Raw genomic sequence first — 17,494 nt, forward strand, 5'->3', positions numbered from 1 at the left:
GCTTGGCCGGCGGTTCAAGAATAGTTGAAGCCCCGGTCTGGGTATCGCTCTTCATTATCAGTGAATGTTCGCCTATATCTGGAGCCAAGCCATAAAAAGGAACGAGCTGATGACGGCAAAGACGCCTCCGCACGCCTATGATCCGAAACCGGTCCTCGATCTCATCGCCAGCATCGAGGCCGACCTGCAGCGCCTGAAGGGCCTGGTCGAGCAGCAGGTCGAGAAATTCGACCCCGCCAATCCACACAACAAGGCGCCGGACGGCAAGCTGACCGAGGAAGGCGTCGAGTGCTGCTACCGCATGTTCGACGAAGGCAAGTCACGCTATACGGTGGCCCAGCAGATGAAGATCTCGTTCGCCGCCGCCACGCATCGGTTCAACGGCTGGCGCAAGCTGGGCGGGAGCAAACGGCAGCGGACGTTGCTGGGTTAGGATTGGGCTAAGGGCCCTTGGGGCAGGACGCGGCCAATTGCCAAGGCTAGCGCCACCCCTCATTGCCCTGCCGGGCATTTCTCCCCGTATAGTGACGGGGAGAAAACAGCTGACCTCGGCGGCAAGCGCCCCTCTCCCTGTCACTATACGGGGAGAGGATGCCGGCAGGCAGGTGAGGGGCAGCACCGCCCGCCGTTCTGACTCACCAACTTTGTCCCTGTCACATTTTTTCGTTGGCATCGCGCAAGCCTTTCCGTGCACCATGACCGGATCGCATCACCAGGACCCGCCATGACCATCCCTCCCGGCATCGCCGACATCCACGCCGCCGCCGCTCGCCTCTATGGCCTGATCGTCGAGACCCCGTTGCTCGAATCGCAGGAGCTGAACCGGCGCTTCGGCGGCCGCATCCTGTTCAAGCCGGAGACGCTGCAGCGCACCGGGTCGTTCAAGTTCCGCGGCGCCTACAACAAGCTGTCGTCACTGAGCGAGGAAGAGCGGTCCCGTGGCGTCGTCGCCTTTTCCTCGGGCAACCATGCGCAAGGGGTGGCGGCTTCCGCCGCCATGTTCGGCGTCAAGGCGGTCATCGCCATGCCGGCGGATGCGCCCGACATGAAGATCGCCAATGTCCGCAAGATGGGAGCGGAGGTGGTGCCCTTCGACCGTTTCAAGGACGACCGCATGACGGTGGTCCGTCCCTATCTGGACAAGGGCATGGCGTTGGTGCCGCCCTTCGACGACCCGGCCATCATTGCCGGCCAGGGCACGATCGGACTGGAGCTGGTGAAGCAGGCGCGGGCGCTCGGCGTCAGGCTCGACGCGGTCGTCATTCCCTGCGGCGGTGGCGGCCTGACCAGCGGCATTTCCGTTGCGGTCAAGGATGCCTCGCCCGGCACCGCGATCTGGGCGGTCGAGCCCGAGCATTTCGACGACACGCGCCGCTCGCTGGCAGCGGGCGCCAGGGTCTCGAACGAGCCGGGTTACAGTTCGATCTGCGACGCCATCCTCACCGCCGAGCCGGGCGCCATCACCTTCGAGATCAACCGCCGCAACCTCGCCGGCGCCATTGCGGTTTCCGATAGAGCGACCGCGCAGGCGATGCGCGACGCCATGGCCCATCTCAAACTGGTGGTCGAGCCCGGCGGCTGCGTCGGGCTGGCGGCGCTGTCGTCGGGCGAGATAGACCTTGCCGGCAAATGCGTCGCCGTGGTGCTCTCCGGCGGCAATGTCGATTTCGGCACCTATGCCGAGATCATGGCGGCGGCTTAGAGGCGTCGGTCATTCGGTGGCCCCTAACCTCTAATCCAGCGTGCGGCGGAACCGGAGCAGAGCCGTGCCTGCAAACACCCCCACGAACAGCACCAGCCAGCCGACCTCGGCTCCTATCGCATGGAAGTCGGCACCCTTGAGCATCACCGCCCGGGTGACGCGCAGGAAATGCGTGAGCGGAAAGATCTCGCCCAGCACCTGCGCCCAACCGGGCATGCCGCGATAGGGGAACATGAAGCCCGACAGCAGCAGCGACGGCAGGAAGAAGAAGAAGGTGAGCTGCATCGCCTGCATCTGTGAGCCTGCCATGGTCGAGATCGTGTAGCCGAGCAGCACCAGCGCCAGCACAAAGACAAGCACCGCAGACAAAAGCAGCGTCAGCGAGCCGACGAACGGGATGCTGAACAGGAGCTTCGCCGCGGTCAACACCACCGCCACCTGCACCGCGCCGACGACGAGGAAGGGCAGCACCTTGCCGAGCATGATCTCGGCCGGGCTGGAAGGCATCGCCAAAAGGTTTTCCATCGTGCCGCGTTCGGTCTCACGGGTCAGCGCCATGGCGGTCATCATCACCATGGTCATCTGCAGGATCACGCCGAGCAGGCCAGGCACGATGTTGTATTGCGAGATGCCTTCGGGATTGTAGCGCTGGTGCACCACCACCTGCAGCTGCCCCCTGGCGCTTTCAGCGGCCGCCGCCTGCATGCCCTGCGCGCGCAGCAGCGCTTGGCTCGCCACCTTGCTCAATGTCGAAACGGCGCCGCTCGCCGCCGACGGGTCGGTTGCGTCGGCCTCGATCAGGATCTGCGGGTTGTCGCCGCGCTCGACCCGCCGGGCGAAATCGGCGGGGATCGTCACCACGAAAGAGACAGCGCCCTTGGCCATCAGTTCCTCGGCCTCCGCGGCGCTCTGCGCGACAAAGTCGAAGTGGTAGTAACCCGTCATCTGGAGGGCGGAGGCCATGGCGCGCGTATACTGGTCGTTGCTGATGGCAACGAGCGCCGTCGGCAGGCTCTTGGGATCGTTGTTGATGGCGAAGCCAAACAGCACCAGTTGCAACAGCGGCACGCCCAGCATCATGGCGAAGGTGATGCGGTCGCGCCGCATCTGGATGAACTCCTTGATCAGCAGCGCGCCGAGCCGGGCAAAGGAAAAGACGCTGTTCATGCCATGTTTCATGTCATGTTGTCCTTCGAACCGGACATGAACTGGATGAAGACGTCCTCGAGGCTGGTTTCGCCAGGCGTCACGGTCACGCCCTTGTGCTCTCTCTCGACATCGGCAAGCGCTGCTTCAAGCTTCTTGCGGTCGGAGCCGACGACATGCAGCGTGGCGCCGAACGGCGCCACCTGGTCGACGCCGGCGCGGCCCTCAAGCGCTTCGGCCACCTTGTCAAGCCGCGGACCCTGCACCACGAAAGTGGTCAGCCCTGCGTTCTTCACCACCTCGGCCACGGTGCCGGTGGCCAGCATCTTGCCGTAGGAGATGTAGCTGATGCGGTGGCAGCGCTCGGCCTCGTCCATATAGTGGGTGGAGACCAGCACGGTCAGCCCGCCGCTGGCCAGGCGATGGATCTCGTCCCAGAACTCGCGCCGCGCCTTCGGGTCGACGCCGGCCGTCGGCTCGTCGAGCAGAAGCAGCTTCGGCTTGTGCATGATGCAGGCGGCCAGCGCCAGCCGCTGCTTCCAGCCGCCGGACAAGGTGCCGGCCAGCTGGTTGCGGCGCGTCGCCAGGCCGAGCTCCTCCAATGTCCGGGCGACATACTCCTCGACCGGTCTCAGCCGGTAAAGCCGCGCCACGAATTCCAGATTCTCGCCGATCGTCAGATCCTCGTAGAACGAGAATTTCTGCGTCATGTAGCCGACTTCGCGCTTGATCCTGAGCGAGTCCGTGCGGATGTTGAAACCCAGCACCGTGCCTTCGCCCTCGTCCGGCGTCAGCAGGCCGCACATGATGCGGATGGTGGTGGTCTTGCCCGAGCCGTTGGGGCCGAGGAAGCCGACGATCTCGCCCTCGGCGACCGACATGGTCACATGGTCGACGACGGTCTTGTCGCCGAAGCGCTTGACCAGGCCGCGGACGTCGATGGCGTTCATTTTCCCATATCCGCGAGATCGACATCGACGATCTGGCCGGGCTGCAGCGGCCCCGCATCGCCCTCCGGCCGCGCCTCGACGAGGTAGACCAGCTTCTGCCGGTTTTCCAGGGAGTAGATCACCGGCGGGGTGAATTCGGGATCGGGCGAGATATAGCTGACGCGCGCCCTCACGTCCGGGCCGCAGCCGTCGCAATGGACGCTGAGCAGGCTGCCGACCTTGACCGAGGAGAAGGCCGCTTCCGGAATATAGACGCTGAGCTTCACCGCGCCGTCGGGGAGCACCGAGATGACAGGCGCGGTCGGGCCCGCCGTGTCGCCGGGATTGCGGATGACGTCGTTGACGCGGCCGGGCGAAGGGGCCGCGAGCGTGCGCTTGGAGAGGCGCCACACCGCCTGCTCCAGTTCGGCCTGCGCCTGCTTGACCTGGTTGTCGGCGGCCTTGATCGTCTCGGCGCGCGCCGGCAGGCCGCCGACGGCGAGATTGGCCTCGGCCTGGCCGACCTGGGCGTTGGCGGTTTCCAGCGTCGCCGAGGCGGTGTCATAGTCGGCCTGGGTGCCGGTGCCGCGCTTGAACAGATCGGCGGCGCGAGCGTATTTGCGTCTTGCGTCGTCTGCCTGCGCCTTGGCCATGTCGACTTGAGCCTTGAGTGCGGCGATTTCTTCGGGCCGCTTGCCGACCTGCAGGTCGGCCAACTGCGCCTGTGCTTGGGCGAGGCTTGCCTGCGCCTGCGCCACCGCGATCCTGGCATCGGCATTTTCGAGTGTCACCACGGTGGCTCCCGGCGTGACGCGATCGCCGCGCTTCACCGTCACCGTCTCGACCTGCGCCACCTCGATCGGCGCCAGCAGCACATAATCGCCCTCGACATAACCGACGGCGAGCGGTGCCGCCGGGGCGCAGGCACCGAACAGCTGGGCGGCGAGCGGCAGCGAACACAGGAAGCTCATTGTCTTGGTCCCTTCATCCCTACCCCTTTTCGGGCGGCCAGCATGGCGCCGAGGTTGTCCGTGGTGGCCGCCACCACCTTGGCGGCCTCGGCGGCACCGATGTCTTGCCAGCCCATGCGGCGCATCACCGCCTCGCGGCCGATGCGGAAATAGATGACCTGGCCGATCAGCGTGAACACGGTGAGCCGGGTCCGTTCGCTCTCGGCCGGCTCGCCGGTGGCTTGCTCCCAGAGCAGGCACAGGCGGCGATGCGCCGGCTCGAAGACGCCGTCATAGATGCGGTCGAGCGCCGCCGTCGGATGCGACAGTTCGCGCAGCACGAACTGCACGATCTCCCCGGCCTGCGGGCTGGCCACGACAAAGCCGACCATCCGTTCCAGGGCCGCGAACAGCTGCGCGCGCGCCGCCTCCGGGTCGCCAGCCGTCGCGGCCTGTTCATTGAGCGCCTGACCGGCGACGGCCTGAATGGTCTCGACGATGAAGTCGGCGGCAGCGGCGCGAAGACCTTCCTTGCCACCGAAATGATAGGCGATCGAGCCGATATTGGCCCCCGCCTCGGCGGCGATTTCACGCGTCGAGGTGCCGTCGAAGCCCTGCCGCCCGAACAGTTTCAGCGCCGCCCGAACGAGCGCGGCACGCGTTAGCTCAGCCGGGGATGTCGCGTGGCGGGGCGGCTTGGCGTCCGACAACTTGATCATGACAAGCACTTTAATCAATCGATTGATTAAAGTCAACTTGTGTGCGGTGCCGTCTTGCCATCGCCTTCGGCAAACGCTTTAGTGCGCGGCCATGGGCAAGGAAGTCGAGCGTAAGTTCCTGGTCTCCAGCCCCGCGTGGCGGGACCTGGTGGAAGCGGATATCCGCATTCTCCAGTTCTATCTCGCCACGGCACCCGGACGAACCGTCCGCATCCGCATCAGTGATGGCGCCTCGGCCAAGCTGACGCTCAAATTCGGCAGCAGCGCGCGCGAGCGCGACGAATTCGAATATCCGATCCCGCTGGCGGAGGCGGTGGAGATGCTGGACTTCGCCATCGGACGTGTCATCGAGAAGACACGTCACCATGTTAGGCATCGCGGCTACCTCTATGAAGTCGATGTCTTTGGCGGCGCACTGGCGGGACTTGTGGTGGCCGAACTGGAGACTCCGGAAGACGTTCCGGATGAAATGCTGCCGGACTGGCTCGGCCGTGAAGTCACCGGTGAACAGATGTTCTACAACGCGTCGCTCGCCCTCGGGGGGATACCGGAGATCGCCGCATGAGCTTTCGCATAGACCCGCGCCTGCCGCTGACCGGCGAGGTCAGACGCATCCTTGCCGAGGAAATCGGCAAGGCCCTGCAACATCTGGACGTGGCGCGCACTCGGCCCGAACAGGGGCTACACAAATGCCGCAAGCGGCTAAAGAGCGCGCGCGCCTTGTTGCGCCTCGTTCGTTCCGGAGACGAAACGTTCTGTGCCACGGAAAACCAATGCTATCGCAATGTGGCGGCGCTGCTTGCCGGCCCGCGTGAAGCGACAGCTCTGATCGAAACCATCGATCGGCTGGCGGCGGCCTTTGCCAGGGAAAGCGCCGATGGCGGGCTCGATGCCGTGCGCGACCGGCTGATCGCACGCCAGCATGATTTGCACGAAGGCGCCGGGCTGCGGGCCGCGATCGGCGCGGCCGCCGCCGCCTGCGAAGACGGCATGAAGCGCATCGAAACCCTTACCCTGCCCGACCAGCCGGAGCAGGCCGCCGACGTGCTTGCCGAAGGCGCCCGCGCCACCTTGCGCCGTGCAAGGAAGGCGCTCGACAAGGCCGGCTCGCACGACGAGGCCGGCGATTTCCACGACCTGCGCAAGGCGGCCAAGACGCATGGCATGCACCTGTCGCTGCTCGGCAGGCTGTGGCCGACCCCGATCAAGGCGCGGCGCAAGGCCGTCGATGCGCTGGGCGAACGTCTCGGCGAACTGCATGATGTGTTCGTCATGCGTGCGTTGCTCGAGGCGGACGACGAGCCGCTGGGACCGCCCGAGGATACGAAACTTCTCGGCAAGCTGCTCAAGCGTTCGGAAAAGAGCCTGAAGAAGACGTGCCTTGCCGAGGCGGCCGAACTGTTTGGCGACAGCCCCAAGCGCTCGACGAAAAAGCTTGCCCGCAAGGCCCGCGACGATCTTGCCGGCTCGGCCGAAGACGCCGGCGCACTTGCGGCCACCGGCTGATCCGGACCGAACATGCTTTGCCGTCGGGCACCGGCCTGTGGTAATCGCCATAGCCGATGACCGAGCCTGGCGACATGCTTCTGGATCGATTGGGCCGCTGGCTTGCCGGTCGGCTGCAGGAAGAATCCTCGGGATACGAGCCCTACACGCCTTCCGACGCCGAAACACTGCGCCGCACGCTGGAGCCGGGCGACGTCCTGCTGATCGAAGGCAACCAGAAGATCTCGGCGGCGATCAAGTATCTGACCCAGTCGACATGGTCGCATGCGGCCTTCTATGTCGGCGATGCTTTGGCCGAACCGGATGACGGCTCGGAACGCAGGCGGCTGATCGAGGTCACGCTCGGCGAAGGCTGTGTCGCCGTACCCTTGTCGCGGTACCGGACCTACAATACCCGCATCTGCCGGGCGAGCGGCCTGGCACCCGAAGACCGCGACAAGGTCGTCGCCTTCATGATCAGCAAGCTCGGCCTGAGATACGACCTCAAGAACATCTTCGACATGCTGCGCTATTTCATGCCGACGCCGCCGGTGCCGGTGCGCTGGCGCCGCCGCATGCTGGCCTTCGGCTCCGGCGACCCGACGCGGGCGATCTGCTCGACGCTGATTGCCGAGGCTTACGGCCAGATCCGCTATCCGATCCTGCCCGAGATATCCCGCGCGCCCGGCCGCGCCTCGGCGCAGTCGACCTATATGCGCAGGGAAATCTTGCACATCCGCCATCACTCGCTCTACACGCCGCGCGATTTCGACCTGTCGCCGTTTTTCCGCATCGTCAAGCCGACGCTGGAATACGGCTTCGACTACAGGGCCGTGACCTGGGACGACAAGGCAAGCACGGACGCCGCAGCCGCAAAGGCTGGCGCAACCGCGAAGGACACGTGATGGCTTTCCGCCTAGGTCAGGACATGCCTGGCGCGGCCTACCGCTATCCTGCCGAGGTGCAGCGTTTCACATGGCGGCCTATGTCACGCCGGAACCGCAACAACACCCTGGTTTTCGGCTCTGCGTTCGACCCAGACATGGACCGGTTCGTCCCGGCCGCGGATGCTCATCGGTCCATGATCGCGCGCATTCAACGGTGTCGTGGGCGATTCCGCCTTCGCTGCCTCAATCAGTCGTGACCCAAAGCAAATATTCGCCTGAAGCTCACGGCAGAGCGACTGCAAACGGCTGGCGACGTTGACGGTGTCGCCCACCACCGCGAAGGACAGATTGCGCTCGCTGCCGACCGCGCCGATGACCACTGCGCCATATTGTACACCGATCCGAACGTCCAGCGGCGGGTATCCCCTGGACACACGCTGTACATTCCAGTCCTCGAGAGCGGCGACCATCGCTTCAGCGCACTGGATGGCCCGAGTCGCGTCGTCATGGCTGGCTTGCGGAACCCCGAATGTCGCCATGATGCAATCGCCGATATAGTTATCGACGGTGCCACGGTGGTCGAAAACGACTTGTTCCATGCGACGGTGGAACTGACGCAGGAGTTCGAACACTGCTTCGGCCGGATGATCCTCGGAATAGTGTGTGAAGCCGACGATGTCGGCGAACAGCACCGCGATATCCTGCCGGCGAACCGGGCCGAAGGGCTCGTCATCGGCGGCGAGCTGGTCGACGACATTGGGCGAAAAATGCCGGGCGAGATTGGCGCGGGCGCGCTCTGCCTTGACATAGTCTTCCGACAGATGTCGGGAACGAAAGACGACCAGCGCCATGATCGCGCCGATAATCAGCACGACCAACACGTTGGTCGCCTGCGCGAATGTATCGACGAAATTGGGGTTGAGATAGAGGTTCAGTCGCTCTGTCATTGGCAGCGAATAGAGGTTCGTCGCCGGAATTACGGTTCCCGGATGGGAAATCACCCATCCCACCCCGATCGCCCATGTCAGGGCCGCGAGCGCGCCGAGATAGAGTGCCAATCGTGTCGAAAGGGTCAGAGCGCCAAGGCATACGAAAATCAGCAGGTATTTAAAGCTGCCCTCGCGCAGTTGCATCGCGGCCGGCGCGACCTCGAGGGAAAACGGGTTGGGCGTTATCAGCAGAACGGTCAACAGAATGATGTCCAGCGTACCGGTGAGGTAACCGATCCACCATCGCGCCGTACGACGGCGAGCAAAGAGAAACTGGATCAGGCCGACAAGCTGGAACAGCACGAGGCCCGCCAGCACGAAGAGCAGCGAAGCATCCCAGCGGCTGGTCAATGAAAAGAAGCAGGAGATCACGGCGAGCGATGCCGTACGCGCCCAGAACTGTAATGCAGCACCCTGGCGTTCTGCGCGCGCCCGCAAATTTTTCAGGCGCGAATAGCGGCGAAGTTCAAGTGTTGGCGCGGTCGACATAGGATCACTTCGATTTCATGGGGACGTGTCACGCATTCGGCAAACCCGCCTTCTACAATCTGACAAATCAGTGCGCGAACTCTATCATGAATGTGATTTCGTTTTCTGTATCAGGCCGGTAACGGGCGGCGTCCCTTTGCAGGAGCGGCGGGCCGATCGAACGCCCCGGCGTCGCGCGGATGCGGGCCGATCGGCATGATCGCCTCGAACGGCGTGGCGCCGAAGGCGAACGTCCATTTGTAGCCGACCAACCCGTCCTCGGGCGTGGTGTGCTGGTCGTGATGGGCGAGCAGTTTCGCGCGGTCGGCCAGTTCCTCGGCCTCGCGCCGCACCATTTCCGCCGTCTCCGGCCGCATCCGCCTGGAGAAGCTGACGAAGGTCGCCTCCTTCTCGATATGGGTGATCGCCCAACCTATGAAATTCTTGTTGGTCATCTCGAACAACGGCCTGAGCGGCCCCTCGAAATTCCACTGGATCGGCGTCTCGACCAGCAATTTCGCCGACAGACCACGGCCGAGCGCGATCAGGCCGAGCTGCTCGAGGTCGCGCAGATAGAGGAACATCGAGGCTTCGCTCAGGCCCTGCGAGCGCATGATGCCTTCAGGCGTGAACTTTTCCGACAGCATGACGAAGACGAATAGCAGCGCCGGACGGCCGGCGAGCCGGCGCTCGATCTCCGGCGCGACGTGGTTGACCGGCCCCGGCCCCCTGCTCATCGAGCCGAGCACGTTTTCCAGTTCCACGCCGGCGGCGGCGCAGATCTCCACCAGCCGGTCGAGCTTGCAGTTCTTCTCATGGAAGATGCGCTTCACCGTCGGCTCGGAAACGCCCATGCGTTCGGCAAGCTCGCGATAGGTGACGCCCTTCGCCTTCAGCGTCCGCTTAAGCGCCTCGAAGACCAGACCGTTCATGGGATGCACCTCTTGCCGTCGGTTTCGTATCGGTATTCGATACTAGTGGCAATCTGGCTTCCCGAAAAGTATCGAAAAGCCTAGCTCTTCGCCGACATCAAAGGAGAGCAGTCATGAATATCTTCGTCACCTCAGCCTTTATCGCCACCATCGGCATAGCGGCCGCACCGCCGGCCCAGGCCGGAGAACTCTGGCGGGCAACGGGCCTCGAACAGCCGGAATCGGCGCTGTTCGACGCCGCCAATAACCGCATCATCGTTTCCAACATATCAGGCAATCCGGGCGACGCCGACGGCATTGGTTATCTCAGCGTGCTGTCCACGGAGGGCAAGATCGTCACCCAGCACTGGACCGACGGCATGGACGCGCCCAAGGGCATGGCGATAGCGGGCGGCAAGCTCTATGTCGCCGACATCACCAAGGTCCGCGTCGTCGACCTCGCCAGCGGCAAGCTCATCGCCAGCATCGTGATCCCGAATGCCGTCTTCCTGAACGACATGACGTCGGACCAGTCAGGCAAGGTCTATGTCACCGACATGCTGGCCGACACGATCTGGCGTATCGACGGCGACAGACCGGAGCTGTTTGTCAGGGACGCCATGCTCGCTGCACCCAACGGCGTCTTCGCCGATGGCAACAGGCTGATCGTCGCCTCCTGGGGCAAGGGCATCAAGCCCGACTTCAGCACGGTCGAGCCGGGCGGGCTGCTGGCGGTCGACCTCGCCAGCAAGACGGTGACGCCGCTGGCGGGCGCGCAGAAATTCGCCGACCTCGACGGCGTCATCGCGCTGGGCGACACCATCTATGCCACCGCCTACATGACCGGCACGCTGTACCGATACAGGACCGGCAGCGCGCCGGAAGCGGTGGTGCATTTCAAGCCGGGCAGCGCCGACATCGGCACCGACGGCAAGTCGATCCTCTATGTGCCGCTGATGAACGAGGGCGAGGTGGCGGCGCTAAAGATCGATTGAGAGCCATACCGGCCGCTCCAGGAGCGTTGGCGCTCACACCTGCAGCAGCGTCTTGATGGCGCGGCGCTCGTCCATGGCCTTGTAGCCTTCGGCGACCTGTTCGAGCGGAAGAACCAGGTCGAAGACCTTGCCGGGATTGATCTTGCCCTCGGTGACGAGAGCGATCAGTTCGGGCAGGTAACGGCGCACCGGCGCCGGGCCGCCATGGAGGTGCACATGGGCGAAGAACAGCTGCTGCCCATCCAGTTGCACCTGGTGGGGAACGCCGACATAGGAGACATAGCCGCCTTTGCGGGTCGACCCGATCGCCTGCTTCATCGATTCCTGCGTGCCGACGCATTCGAGCACGGAGTCGGCGCCTCCCCTGACTACCTCGCCCGGCATCCGGCGCCCGGCACGCCTCAGGACCTCGTCCAGTACGATTGCATCAACCACCGGCAGTCGCGCTCGGGCGGCCTCTACGCCTGGGAATTCGCCAGGGACGGGCGAGAGCTGAGGGTGCGCGTCGACGGACAGCTGACTTTCAATTCGACGATCCCCATGATCGACGCCACCGTGAGCGGACTTGGGATCGCCTACGTGCCGGAGAATTTGGTGACCGACGAGCTTCGGTCGGGCCGGTTGGTGCTGATGCTCGACGAATGGTGCCCGCTGTTCCCGGGCTATTACCTCTACTATCCGACCCGCCGGCAGAACTCGCCCGCCTTCGCGGTGATCGCCAATGCCCTGCGCCATGCGGATGTCTAATGAAAAATGATCGATAGGCGCGGCCGGCGGCGCCTCGGCTGGCTTTGCGAACGCCGTTCCGCGCAATCTCGAAGGTCCGCTCTAGGCAGGCATATATGGTATGACGGCCCGGCATCGGCGGCCAAGGAGTTCGAGATGGAAGACCGAGAGATCAGAGCGGCCCTGGATCGTCACTGGGCCGCTTCCGACACCAGCGACTTCGAAGCTGAGCACGAGATCTACCGGGAGGACGCAGTGCTCGACTATCCGCAATCGGGCGAGCGCATAAGCGGGCGGCGCAACATCCAGTCGTCCCGCGCCGCGCAGCCGAACCGCAAGCGCTTCATCGTGCGCCGCATCACAGGCACCGGTGACCTCTGGGTCACCGAATATGTCCTGACCTATGACGGGCGGCCGTCCTACACGGTCAGCATCATGGAGTTCCTCGACGGCAAGGTGGTCCGCGAGACGCAGTATTTCGGCGATCCGTTCGAACCCGGACCTTCGCGCGCGCAATGGGTCGAACGGATCCCGTGAACCGCTCGACAAATCATCCACCGCTCGCGCGGGAAGAACTGCCGGACGATACGGCCGCCCTTGCCCGTTATCTCATCGGCAAGCTGGTGGTGCGCGACTTGCCCGACGGCAGGGTCAGCGGGCGGATCGTCGAGACGGAAGCCTATGTCGCCGGCGATGCCGCCGGGCATGGCTTTCGAGGGATGACGGAGCGCAACCGGTCGCTGTTTCTCGAGCGCGGGCACGCCTATGTCTATCTCGCCTATGGCATCTCGTTCATGCTGAACGTTTCGAGCGAGGCGCAAGGCACGGGAACCGGCGTGCTGATCCGGGCGCTGGAACCGCTGGAAGGCATCGAGATCATGCGGCTGAACCGTGGCGTCGAGCGCCTGCGCGACCTGGCGCGCGGGCCCGGAAGGCTGGCCGCGGCATTGCGGATCGATCGATCGCTCGACGGGCTCGACCTTTGCCGGGAAGGCTCGCTATGGCTTGCACACGATGAATTCGAGGCCGGCGCGATCGGACAGGGCATCAGGATCGGCATTTCGAAGGACGCGGACCGCCTGCTTCGCTTTTACCTGAAGGAAAGTCCTTTCGTCAGCGGCCCGGCATCGCTCAACCGTTGAGCGACGGTTGCTCCGCCTCTTGTTTTCCCGCCAGCTGCGCCCGCGCATCGCCGATCGACGCGGCATAGGTCACCAGCGGCCGCTTGACGCTTGCGGCACGTTAGCGTCTTCGCCTGATTGTCCATTTCTCGATATTTTCCGAGGATTTCAGCCTAAGGTGCCGCACATTCGGGGCAGGGGATAACGAGGTTGAACGTTTTCAAGATCTTGATGACATCAGCAGGCTTGCTACCAATGGCTTTGGCCCTGGCGGGCTGTGGTGGGCACCTCATCAACAGGTTGATCTGACGGCGAGGTCAGGCATCGTCGCTCACCGCCTGGCGCCGTTGCAGAATCCTCGCCACCAGCCAGCATAGCATCGCCCAGGCGAAGCCGGCACACCAGCCCGCCAGCACATCGGACGGCCAGTGGACGCCCAGATAGACGCGGCTGACGCCGACCAGCACCGTCGTCAGCACCGCCAGGAACAACACGTAGACCTTGGTGGTTCGGCCTGGCAGGAAGCGTGCCGCCAGCGAACCGAGCGTGAGATAGGTCACCGCCGACAGCATGGCGTGGCCGCTCGGGAAGGAGAGCGAGGTCTCGTTGACCAGATGCGAAACCAGTTCCGGGCGTGGCCGGTCGACGCCGACTTTCAGCAGGCTCGACAGGAGCTGGCCGCCCGCCACGGCAACGAAGATGAGAAGCGCGGTGCCTCGCCTGCGGATCAAAAGCAGATATATGATCGCCGCCGTGGTGATCAGCACCAGCACGCTGGTACTGCCAAGACTGGTGACGTCGCGCATCGCCCCTTCCAGCCATGATGGACCGATGGGAACGCCGGGCTGGCCCGGCTGGCGGAAGGCAAGCAGGATTTCGGTATCGAAGGCGTGCGGCGTGGTGGCCCGTGCCACCTCCATCAATTCCTCGAACGCCCACAGCCCACCAGCGATGACCAGGCCGGCCAGCAGCACCGGGAATTCGACCCGGTTGAGCAGCGTTTTCGCAGCGTTTTTCATCGGCACGGTTATAACCGCCCTTGCAGATAGGGCCCAAGGGTGATCAGCGCTACGGCGGCGATCGCCAGCATGATGCCGGTCGCCTGCAGCGCGTTGACGCGCTCGCCGAAGAACACCAGCGCCACGACATTGACCGAGACCAGCTGGATGACCGCCGAAAGGCTGAACGACACCGACATGCCGAACTCGCGGATCAGCCGCAGCATGATCAGATTGCCCAGCGAATAGAGCGCCAGCGTCAGCAGGATCTTGCCCAGGCTCGGCGCCAGTCCCCATTGCTTGGCGGCGGTCGCCGCCAGCAGGAAGATCACCGTTGAAAAACCCAGCTGCAGCAATCCCGAAAAACTCAACGTCCGTCCCCCTCGAAGTGGCTTTCGCCTGATATCGCGGACCTTGTTTCCGAAGCGCGCCGAGACGTCAAGCGAGGTCGTTGCAACGAAGGTCTTGGCAACGGCGAGACTGAAGCTCAATGTGCTGGAATCGCCCAGCATATCGATAGAAGGGCGGTCAGGGGACCATGATTCGTATTCTTCAGAACTTGGCGCGGCGCTGGAGCGAGCTTTCCCTTGCCCTGCAATTCGTCGTTGCCGGCGGCTTTGGGCTGCTGGTCGTCATGCTGATCGTGGGGACTTGGGTGACGACGCAGATCCGGGACGGCGTCATTCGCAATTCGGCCGCCACGACGGCGCTTTATGTCGACAGTGTGATTGCGCCGCTGCTGCCCGACCTGCGCAAGAGCGAGGAGCTCAGCGAATCCGTCAAACAGGCGCTCGACGAGACACTCGGCCAGGGCGCGCTCGGCAAACGCCTGGCGTCGTTCAGGCTCTGGCGCCGCGACGGCACGGTGCTCTACGCGAAGGACGCGGATTTGATCGGCCGCCGCTTCGAGCTGAACAAAAATCTGCGTTCCGCCTTCCAGGGTAGCGTCATGGCCCAGTTCGATACGTTCGACGAGGACGAAGACAAGGAGCGGGCCGCGGGTGTGCCGTTGCTCGAAATCTACAATCCGGTGCGCGAACCCTGGTCCGGCGACGTGGTCGCCGTCACCGAATTCTACGAGCTCGCCGGCGATTTCAAGGCCACCCTGGCTTCCGCCCTGCTGTCGAGCTGGCTGATCGTGGCCGGCACCACCTTGACGGCATTCCTGCTTCTGTCGGGCATCGTCCTGCGCGCCAGCCGCACCATCGACGACCAGCGCGGGGCGCTGCGCCGCCAGGTGTCGGAACTGCAGGGCCTGGTGACGCAGAACAGCGCCTTGCGGCAGCGCGTGCAGCGGGCGTCCCGCCGCGCCACCGCGCTCAACGAACGATACCTGCGCCGGATCGGCGCCGACCTGCATGACGGCCCGGCCCAGCTCGTGGCCCTGGCGGCGCTGCGCATGGACAGCCCGGTGTTTACCGGCGACGGCCATGGCAGCGAAGGCCGCTCGACCGAGGTCGCCATGATCCGCAAGACGCTGGAGGACGCGATGCGCGAGATTCGCGGCATCTGCACCGGCCTGGTGCTGCCGCAGATAGAAACGGCGGCGGCGGCGGACGTGTTGCGGCTGGCCGTCGAGGAACATGAGCACCGGACGGGCACGTCGGTGACGCTTACGCTGCCCAAACATTTGCCCGAGCCCGGCGCTTCTGAGAAGATCAGTGTCTATCGCTTCGTGCAGGAGGGGCTGAACAATGCCTACCGCCACGGACGGGGCAAGGATCAGGCGGTGCGTGCGGGAATGAAGAATGGCCGGCTTTTCGTCGAAGTGTCGGATGGCGGGCCGGGCTTCGATCCGGCTCGGGCCGAGGGGTTGGGGCTGGCCGGCCTCAGGGAGCGGGTTGAAAGCATTGGCGGACAGTTCGAAACCCTGACGGGGCCGAAGGGCACGAAACTGGTGATCCGTTTTTCGGTCGAGGAGCAAGCATAATGGGCGCCATCCGCATCGCCATTGTCGACGACCATCCTCTCTTCCGCGAGGGTGTGACACGCAGCCTGTCGGAGATCGGAGGCTTCGAGGTGGTCGGAGAAGGGGCTACCGCGCAGGACGCGGAACGCATCGCCTCGACCGTGCAGCCCGACATATTGCTGCTCGACATTTCCATGCCCGGCGGCGGCCTGGCCGCGGTTGCAAGCATCCTTGCCGACCATCCCGCCCAGAAGATCGTCATGCTGACCGTTTCGGAGGCCAATGCCGACGTGACCAAGGCCCTGAACGCGGGGGTGCACGGCTATATCCTCAAAGGAGTCGGGTCGCGCTCGCTTGCCGATATCCTGCGCAACGTGGCGGCCGGCGAAAGCTATCTTTCGCCGATGTTGTCGGCCCGGCTGCTTTCCGATGTGCAGTCGTTGCAGCCCACCAACGGCGTGGCGGACCGGCTGCGGCAACTCACCGGCCGACAGACCGAAATCCTGCGGCTGGTGGCGGAAGGACTGAGCAACAAGGAAGTTGCCTTGCGCCTGGAACTGCAGGAGAAGACCGTCAAGCACCACATGACGGGGGTGCTGTCGAAACTCAGCGTGCGGAACCGCACCGAGGCTGCCCTCATGATGCGCGAGTTTCGCGACCGCGAGAGGGACTTCTCATAGAGCGGTTCGGCGTCGTTGGAATCGCCGACTTACGGCAACGCAGCCAGGGAAAGCGCTACGTGCTTTCCCTGGAATTCTCCAAGTCATCGCAGCATTGGAACACAGCGCGAAAACGAGGTCACCTCCGCCGGGGGGCGGCGGAGGTGACGTGTGAAGCTGGTCGTTGCCTGTTGACCAGCTTCACAAGGCCTAGATTTCAGAAGGCCGAGATTTCAGAAGGCCAAGGTTCAGAGGGCCTTGAGGCGGCTGACATCGGCCGGTGTGGCCGGGCGGTCGATGATCGTGCGGTCGAGCGCATCCTTCATCCTGAAACGGCCGTTCTCGATCTTTTCCGTTATGCCGTCGGGGTGCTGAACCGTAATCTTGTTGCCGTCCACGTCGATCTCGTCGCCGGTGATGGCGTTGACATGGCTGCTCTTCCCGCTCTGGCCCTTGCCGGACCCTGAATTGCCGCCACCGTTATCAGCGCCATTTCCGTTGCCGTTGTTGCCGCCGCCGTTGCCGTTTCCATTGTTGCCGCCGCCGTTTCCGCCGCCGCTATTCCCACCGCCACCGCCGCCGTCATTGCCACCCCCACCCTTGCCGGCGAGTGCGGTCGCGGCCTCGATTCCAGGCACGAAGCCATGAAAGGCAATTCCATAGGGAGCGATGGTCAGCGCCAGAAGCGCCGCCGATCCGAAAGCCAGCCGGCAACAACGGGCCGTTATCGATCCGTGCATCCTGAACTCCGTCGATTGAGCCGGCGCGCCCACCCCAACGTTGCAGTGCAACCAACATCGCCGAAACACGTGGTGACCGGAAGCGACCTCCGACCGTTGCGTTTGTCCTCCAGGACCTTTGCAGGCGCAAGATTGGACTAAAGTCCGAGGTCCGACGTGA

Annotated in this window: 19 protein-coding genes and 2 pseudogenes; 11 read left to right on the forward strand and 10 right to left on the reverse strand. The window is 64.2% G+C overall.

All coding sequences use genetic code 11. The features are described 5' to 3' along the window. Positions 1-109: 109 nt before the first annotated feature. Both EN861_RS06190 and EN861_RS06195 read left to right on the forward strand, forming a co-directional pair. Complete coding sequence (locus tag EN861_RS06190; protein WP_127280438.1) at positions 110-433, forward strand: hypothetical protein; 324 nt, start codon at positions 110-112, stop codon at positions 431-433. Between the two features lie 291 nt (positions 434-724). Beyond that, a complete protein-coding gene (locus tag EN861_RS06195) occupies positions 725-1,702 on the forward strand; it encodes a threonine/serine dehydratase (protein WP_135862910.1) in 978 nt (325 codons plus the stop codon). A 30-nt stretch (positions 1,703-1,732) separates the two neighbouring features. Here the strand turns inward: EN861_RS06195 and EN861_RS06200 are convergent, their stop codons facing one another. From EN861_RS06200 to EN861_RS06215, 4 genes are read right to left on the reverse strand one after another with little or no spacing between them, the layout of a single operon-like run. After that, positions 1,733-2,869 carry an ABC transporter permease gene (locus EN861_RS06200; RefSeq protein ID WP_135863014.1) on the reverse strand — a complete coding sequence of 379 codons (1,137 nt, stop codon included), beginning with the start codon at positions 2,867-2,869 and terminating at the stop codon, positions 1,733-1,735. Positions 2,870-2,877: 8 nt separating this feature from the next. Continuing rightward, the gene (locus tag EN861_RS06205) at positions 2,878-3,798 is read right to left on the reverse strand and encodes an ABC transporter ATP-binding protein (RefSeq protein ID WP_135862912.1); all 921 of its coding nucleotides are present in this window, start codon (positions 3,796-3,798) and stop codon (positions 2,878-2,880) included. Then, positions 3,795-4,748 (reverse strand): HlyD family efflux transporter periplasmic adaptor subunit, encoded by a 954-nt coding sequence (locus tag EN861_RS06210; RefSeq protein WP_135862914.1) that lies wholly within the window; start codon positions 4,746-4,748, stop codon positions 3,795-3,797. Before EN861_RS06210 ends, EN861_RS06205 begins: the two co-directional genes overlap by 4 nt. Next, a complete protein-coding gene (locus tag EN861_RS06215; RefSeq protein ID WP_135862916.1) occupies positions 4,745-5,446 on the reverse strand; it encodes a CerR family C-terminal domain-containing protein in 702 nt (233 codons plus the stop codon). Before EN861_RS06215 ends, EN861_RS06210 begins: the two co-directional genes overlap by 4 nt. Positions 5,447-5,537: 91 nt before the next feature. Between EN861_RS06215 and EN861_RS06220 the strand changes: the two genes are divergently transcribed. The 3 genes from EN861_RS06220 to EN861_RS06230 are packed head-to-tail and all read left to right on the forward strand — an operon-like array spanning position 5,538 to position 7,836. Continuing rightward, a complete protein-coding gene (locus EN861_RS06220; RefSeq protein WP_135862918.1) occupies positions 5,538-6,011 on the forward strand; it encodes a CYTH domain-containing protein in 474 nt (157 codons plus the stop codon). Then, on the forward strand, positions 6,008-6,952 hold the full coding sequence (locus EN861_RS06225) for a CHAD domain-containing protein (RefSeq protein ID WP_135862920.1): 945 nt from the start codon (positions 6,008-6,010) through the stop codon (positions 6,950-6,952). The genes EN861_RS06220 and EN861_RS06225 overlap by 4 nt, the downstream gene beginning before the upstream one ends. Positions 6,953-7,008: 56 nt before the next feature. Beyond that, complete coding sequence (locus EN861_RS06230; protein WP_135862922.1) at positions 7,009-7,836, forward strand: lipo-like protein; 828 nt, start codon at positions 7,009-7,011, stop codon at positions 7,834-7,836. An 83-nt stretch (positions 7,837-7,919) separates the two neighbouring features. Here EN861_RS06230 and EN861_RS06235 read toward each other — a convergent pair whose 3' ends face one another. Both EN861_RS06235 and EN861_RS06240 read right to left on the reverse strand, forming a co-directional pair. Continuing rightward, positions 7,920-9,296, reverse strand: a complete 1,377-nt coding sequence (locus tag EN861_RS06235) for an adenylate/guanylate cyclase domain-containing protein (protein WP_127871069.1) — start codon at positions 9,294-9,296, stop codon at positions 7,920-7,922. A gap of 110 nt (positions 9,297-9,406) precedes the next feature. Next, complete coding sequence (locus EN861_RS06240; RefSeq protein WP_135862925.1) at positions 9,407-10,207, reverse strand: helix-turn-helix transcriptional regulator; 801 nt, start codon at positions 10,205-10,207, stop codon at positions 9,407-9,409. Between the two features lie 113 nt (positions 10,208-10,320). Here EN861_RS06240 and EN861_RS06245 point away from each other — a divergent pair, with 113 nt between their 5' ends. Next, positions 10,321-11,181, forward strand: a complete 861-nt coding sequence (locus EN861_RS06245) for an ATP/GTP-binding protein (RefSeq protein WP_135862927.1) — start codon at positions 10,321-10,323, stop codon at positions 11,179-11,181. A 33-nt stretch (positions 11,182-11,214) separates the two neighbouring features. Here the strand turns inward: EN861_RS06245 and EN861_RS36065 are convergent. Then, positions 11,215-11,541 (reverse strand): annotated as a pseudogene (locus EN861_RS36065) (zinc-binding dehydrogenase); the annotation flags it as partial. On the opposite strand from EN861_RS36065, the pseudogene EN861_RS36070 reads away from it, so the two are divergent. From EN861_RS36070 to EN861_RS06265, 3 genes and pseudogenes are all read left to right on the forward strand, one after another. Continuing rightward, positions 11,539-11,928, forward strand: a pseudogene (locus EN861_RS36070) (LysR substrate-binding domain-containing protein); the annotation flags it as partial. The pseudogenes EN861_RS36065 and EN861_RS36070 sit on opposite strands and share 3 nt — an antisense overlap. Positions 11,929-12,063: 135 nt before the next feature. After that, positions 12,064-12,444 carry a nuclear transport factor 2 family protein gene (locus tag EN861_RS06260; RefSeq protein ID WP_127278296.1) on the forward strand — a complete coding sequence of 127 codons (381 nt, stop codon included), beginning with the start codon at positions 12,064-12,066 and terminating at the stop codon, positions 12,442-12,444. Then, the gene (locus EN861_RS06265; protein WP_127278297.1) at positions 12,423-13,049 is read left to right on the forward strand and encodes a DNA-3-methyladenine glycosylase; all 627 of its coding nucleotides are present in this window, start codon (positions 12,423-12,425) and stop codon (positions 13,047-13,049) included. The genes EN861_RS06260 and EN861_RS06265 overlap by 22 nt, the downstream gene beginning before the upstream one ends. 296 nt (positions 13,050-13,345) lie before the next feature. On the opposite strand, the gene EN861_RS06270 is transcribed toward EN861_RS06265, so the two are convergent. Then, positions 13,346-14,047 (reverse strand): phosphatase PAP2 family protein, encoded by a 702-nt coding sequence (locus EN861_RS06270; RefSeq protein ID WP_127278298.1) that lies wholly within the window; start codon positions 14,045-14,047, stop codon positions 13,346-13,348. 8 nt (positions 14,048-14,055) lie between these two features. Then, positions 14,056-14,397, reverse strand: coding sequence for a hypothetical protein (locus tag EN861_RS06275; protein WP_056585458.1), 342 nt, complete (start codon positions 14,395-14,397; stop codon positions 14,056-14,058). Positions 14,398-14,564: 167 nt separating this feature from the next. Here EN861_RS06275 and EN861_RS06280 point away from each other — a divergent pair, with 167 nt between their 5' ends. Further along, entirely contained in the window at positions 14,565-15,956 is a 1,392-nt protein-coding gene (locus EN861_RS06280; protein ID WP_127871065.1) for a sensor histidine kinase, read from the forward strand. Next, positions 15,953-16,615, forward strand: coding sequence for a response regulator transcription factor (locus EN861_RS06285; RefSeq protein ID WP_127871064.1), 663 nt, complete (start codon positions 15,953-15,955; stop codon positions 16,613-16,615). The genes EN861_RS06280 and EN861_RS06285 overlap by 4 nt, the downstream gene beginning before the upstream one ends. Before the next feature lie 227 nt (positions 16,616-16,842). Here EN861_RS06285 and EN861_RS06290 read toward each other — a convergent pair whose 3' ends face one another. Further along, positions 16,843-17,334 (reverse strand): hypothetical protein, encoded by a 492-nt coding sequence (locus EN861_RS06290; RefSeq protein WP_127871063.1) that lies wholly within the window; start codon positions 17,332-17,334, stop codon positions 16,843-16,845. Between the last annotated feature and the right edge of the window lie 160 nt (positions 17,335-17,494).

Source organism: Mesorhizobium sp. M8A.F.Ca.ET.218.01.1.1, assembly GCF_004791165.1.
In the GTDB taxonomy this organism is placed as follows: Bacteria; Pseudomonadota; Alphaproteobacteria; order Rhizobiales; family Rhizobiaceae; genus Mesorhizobium.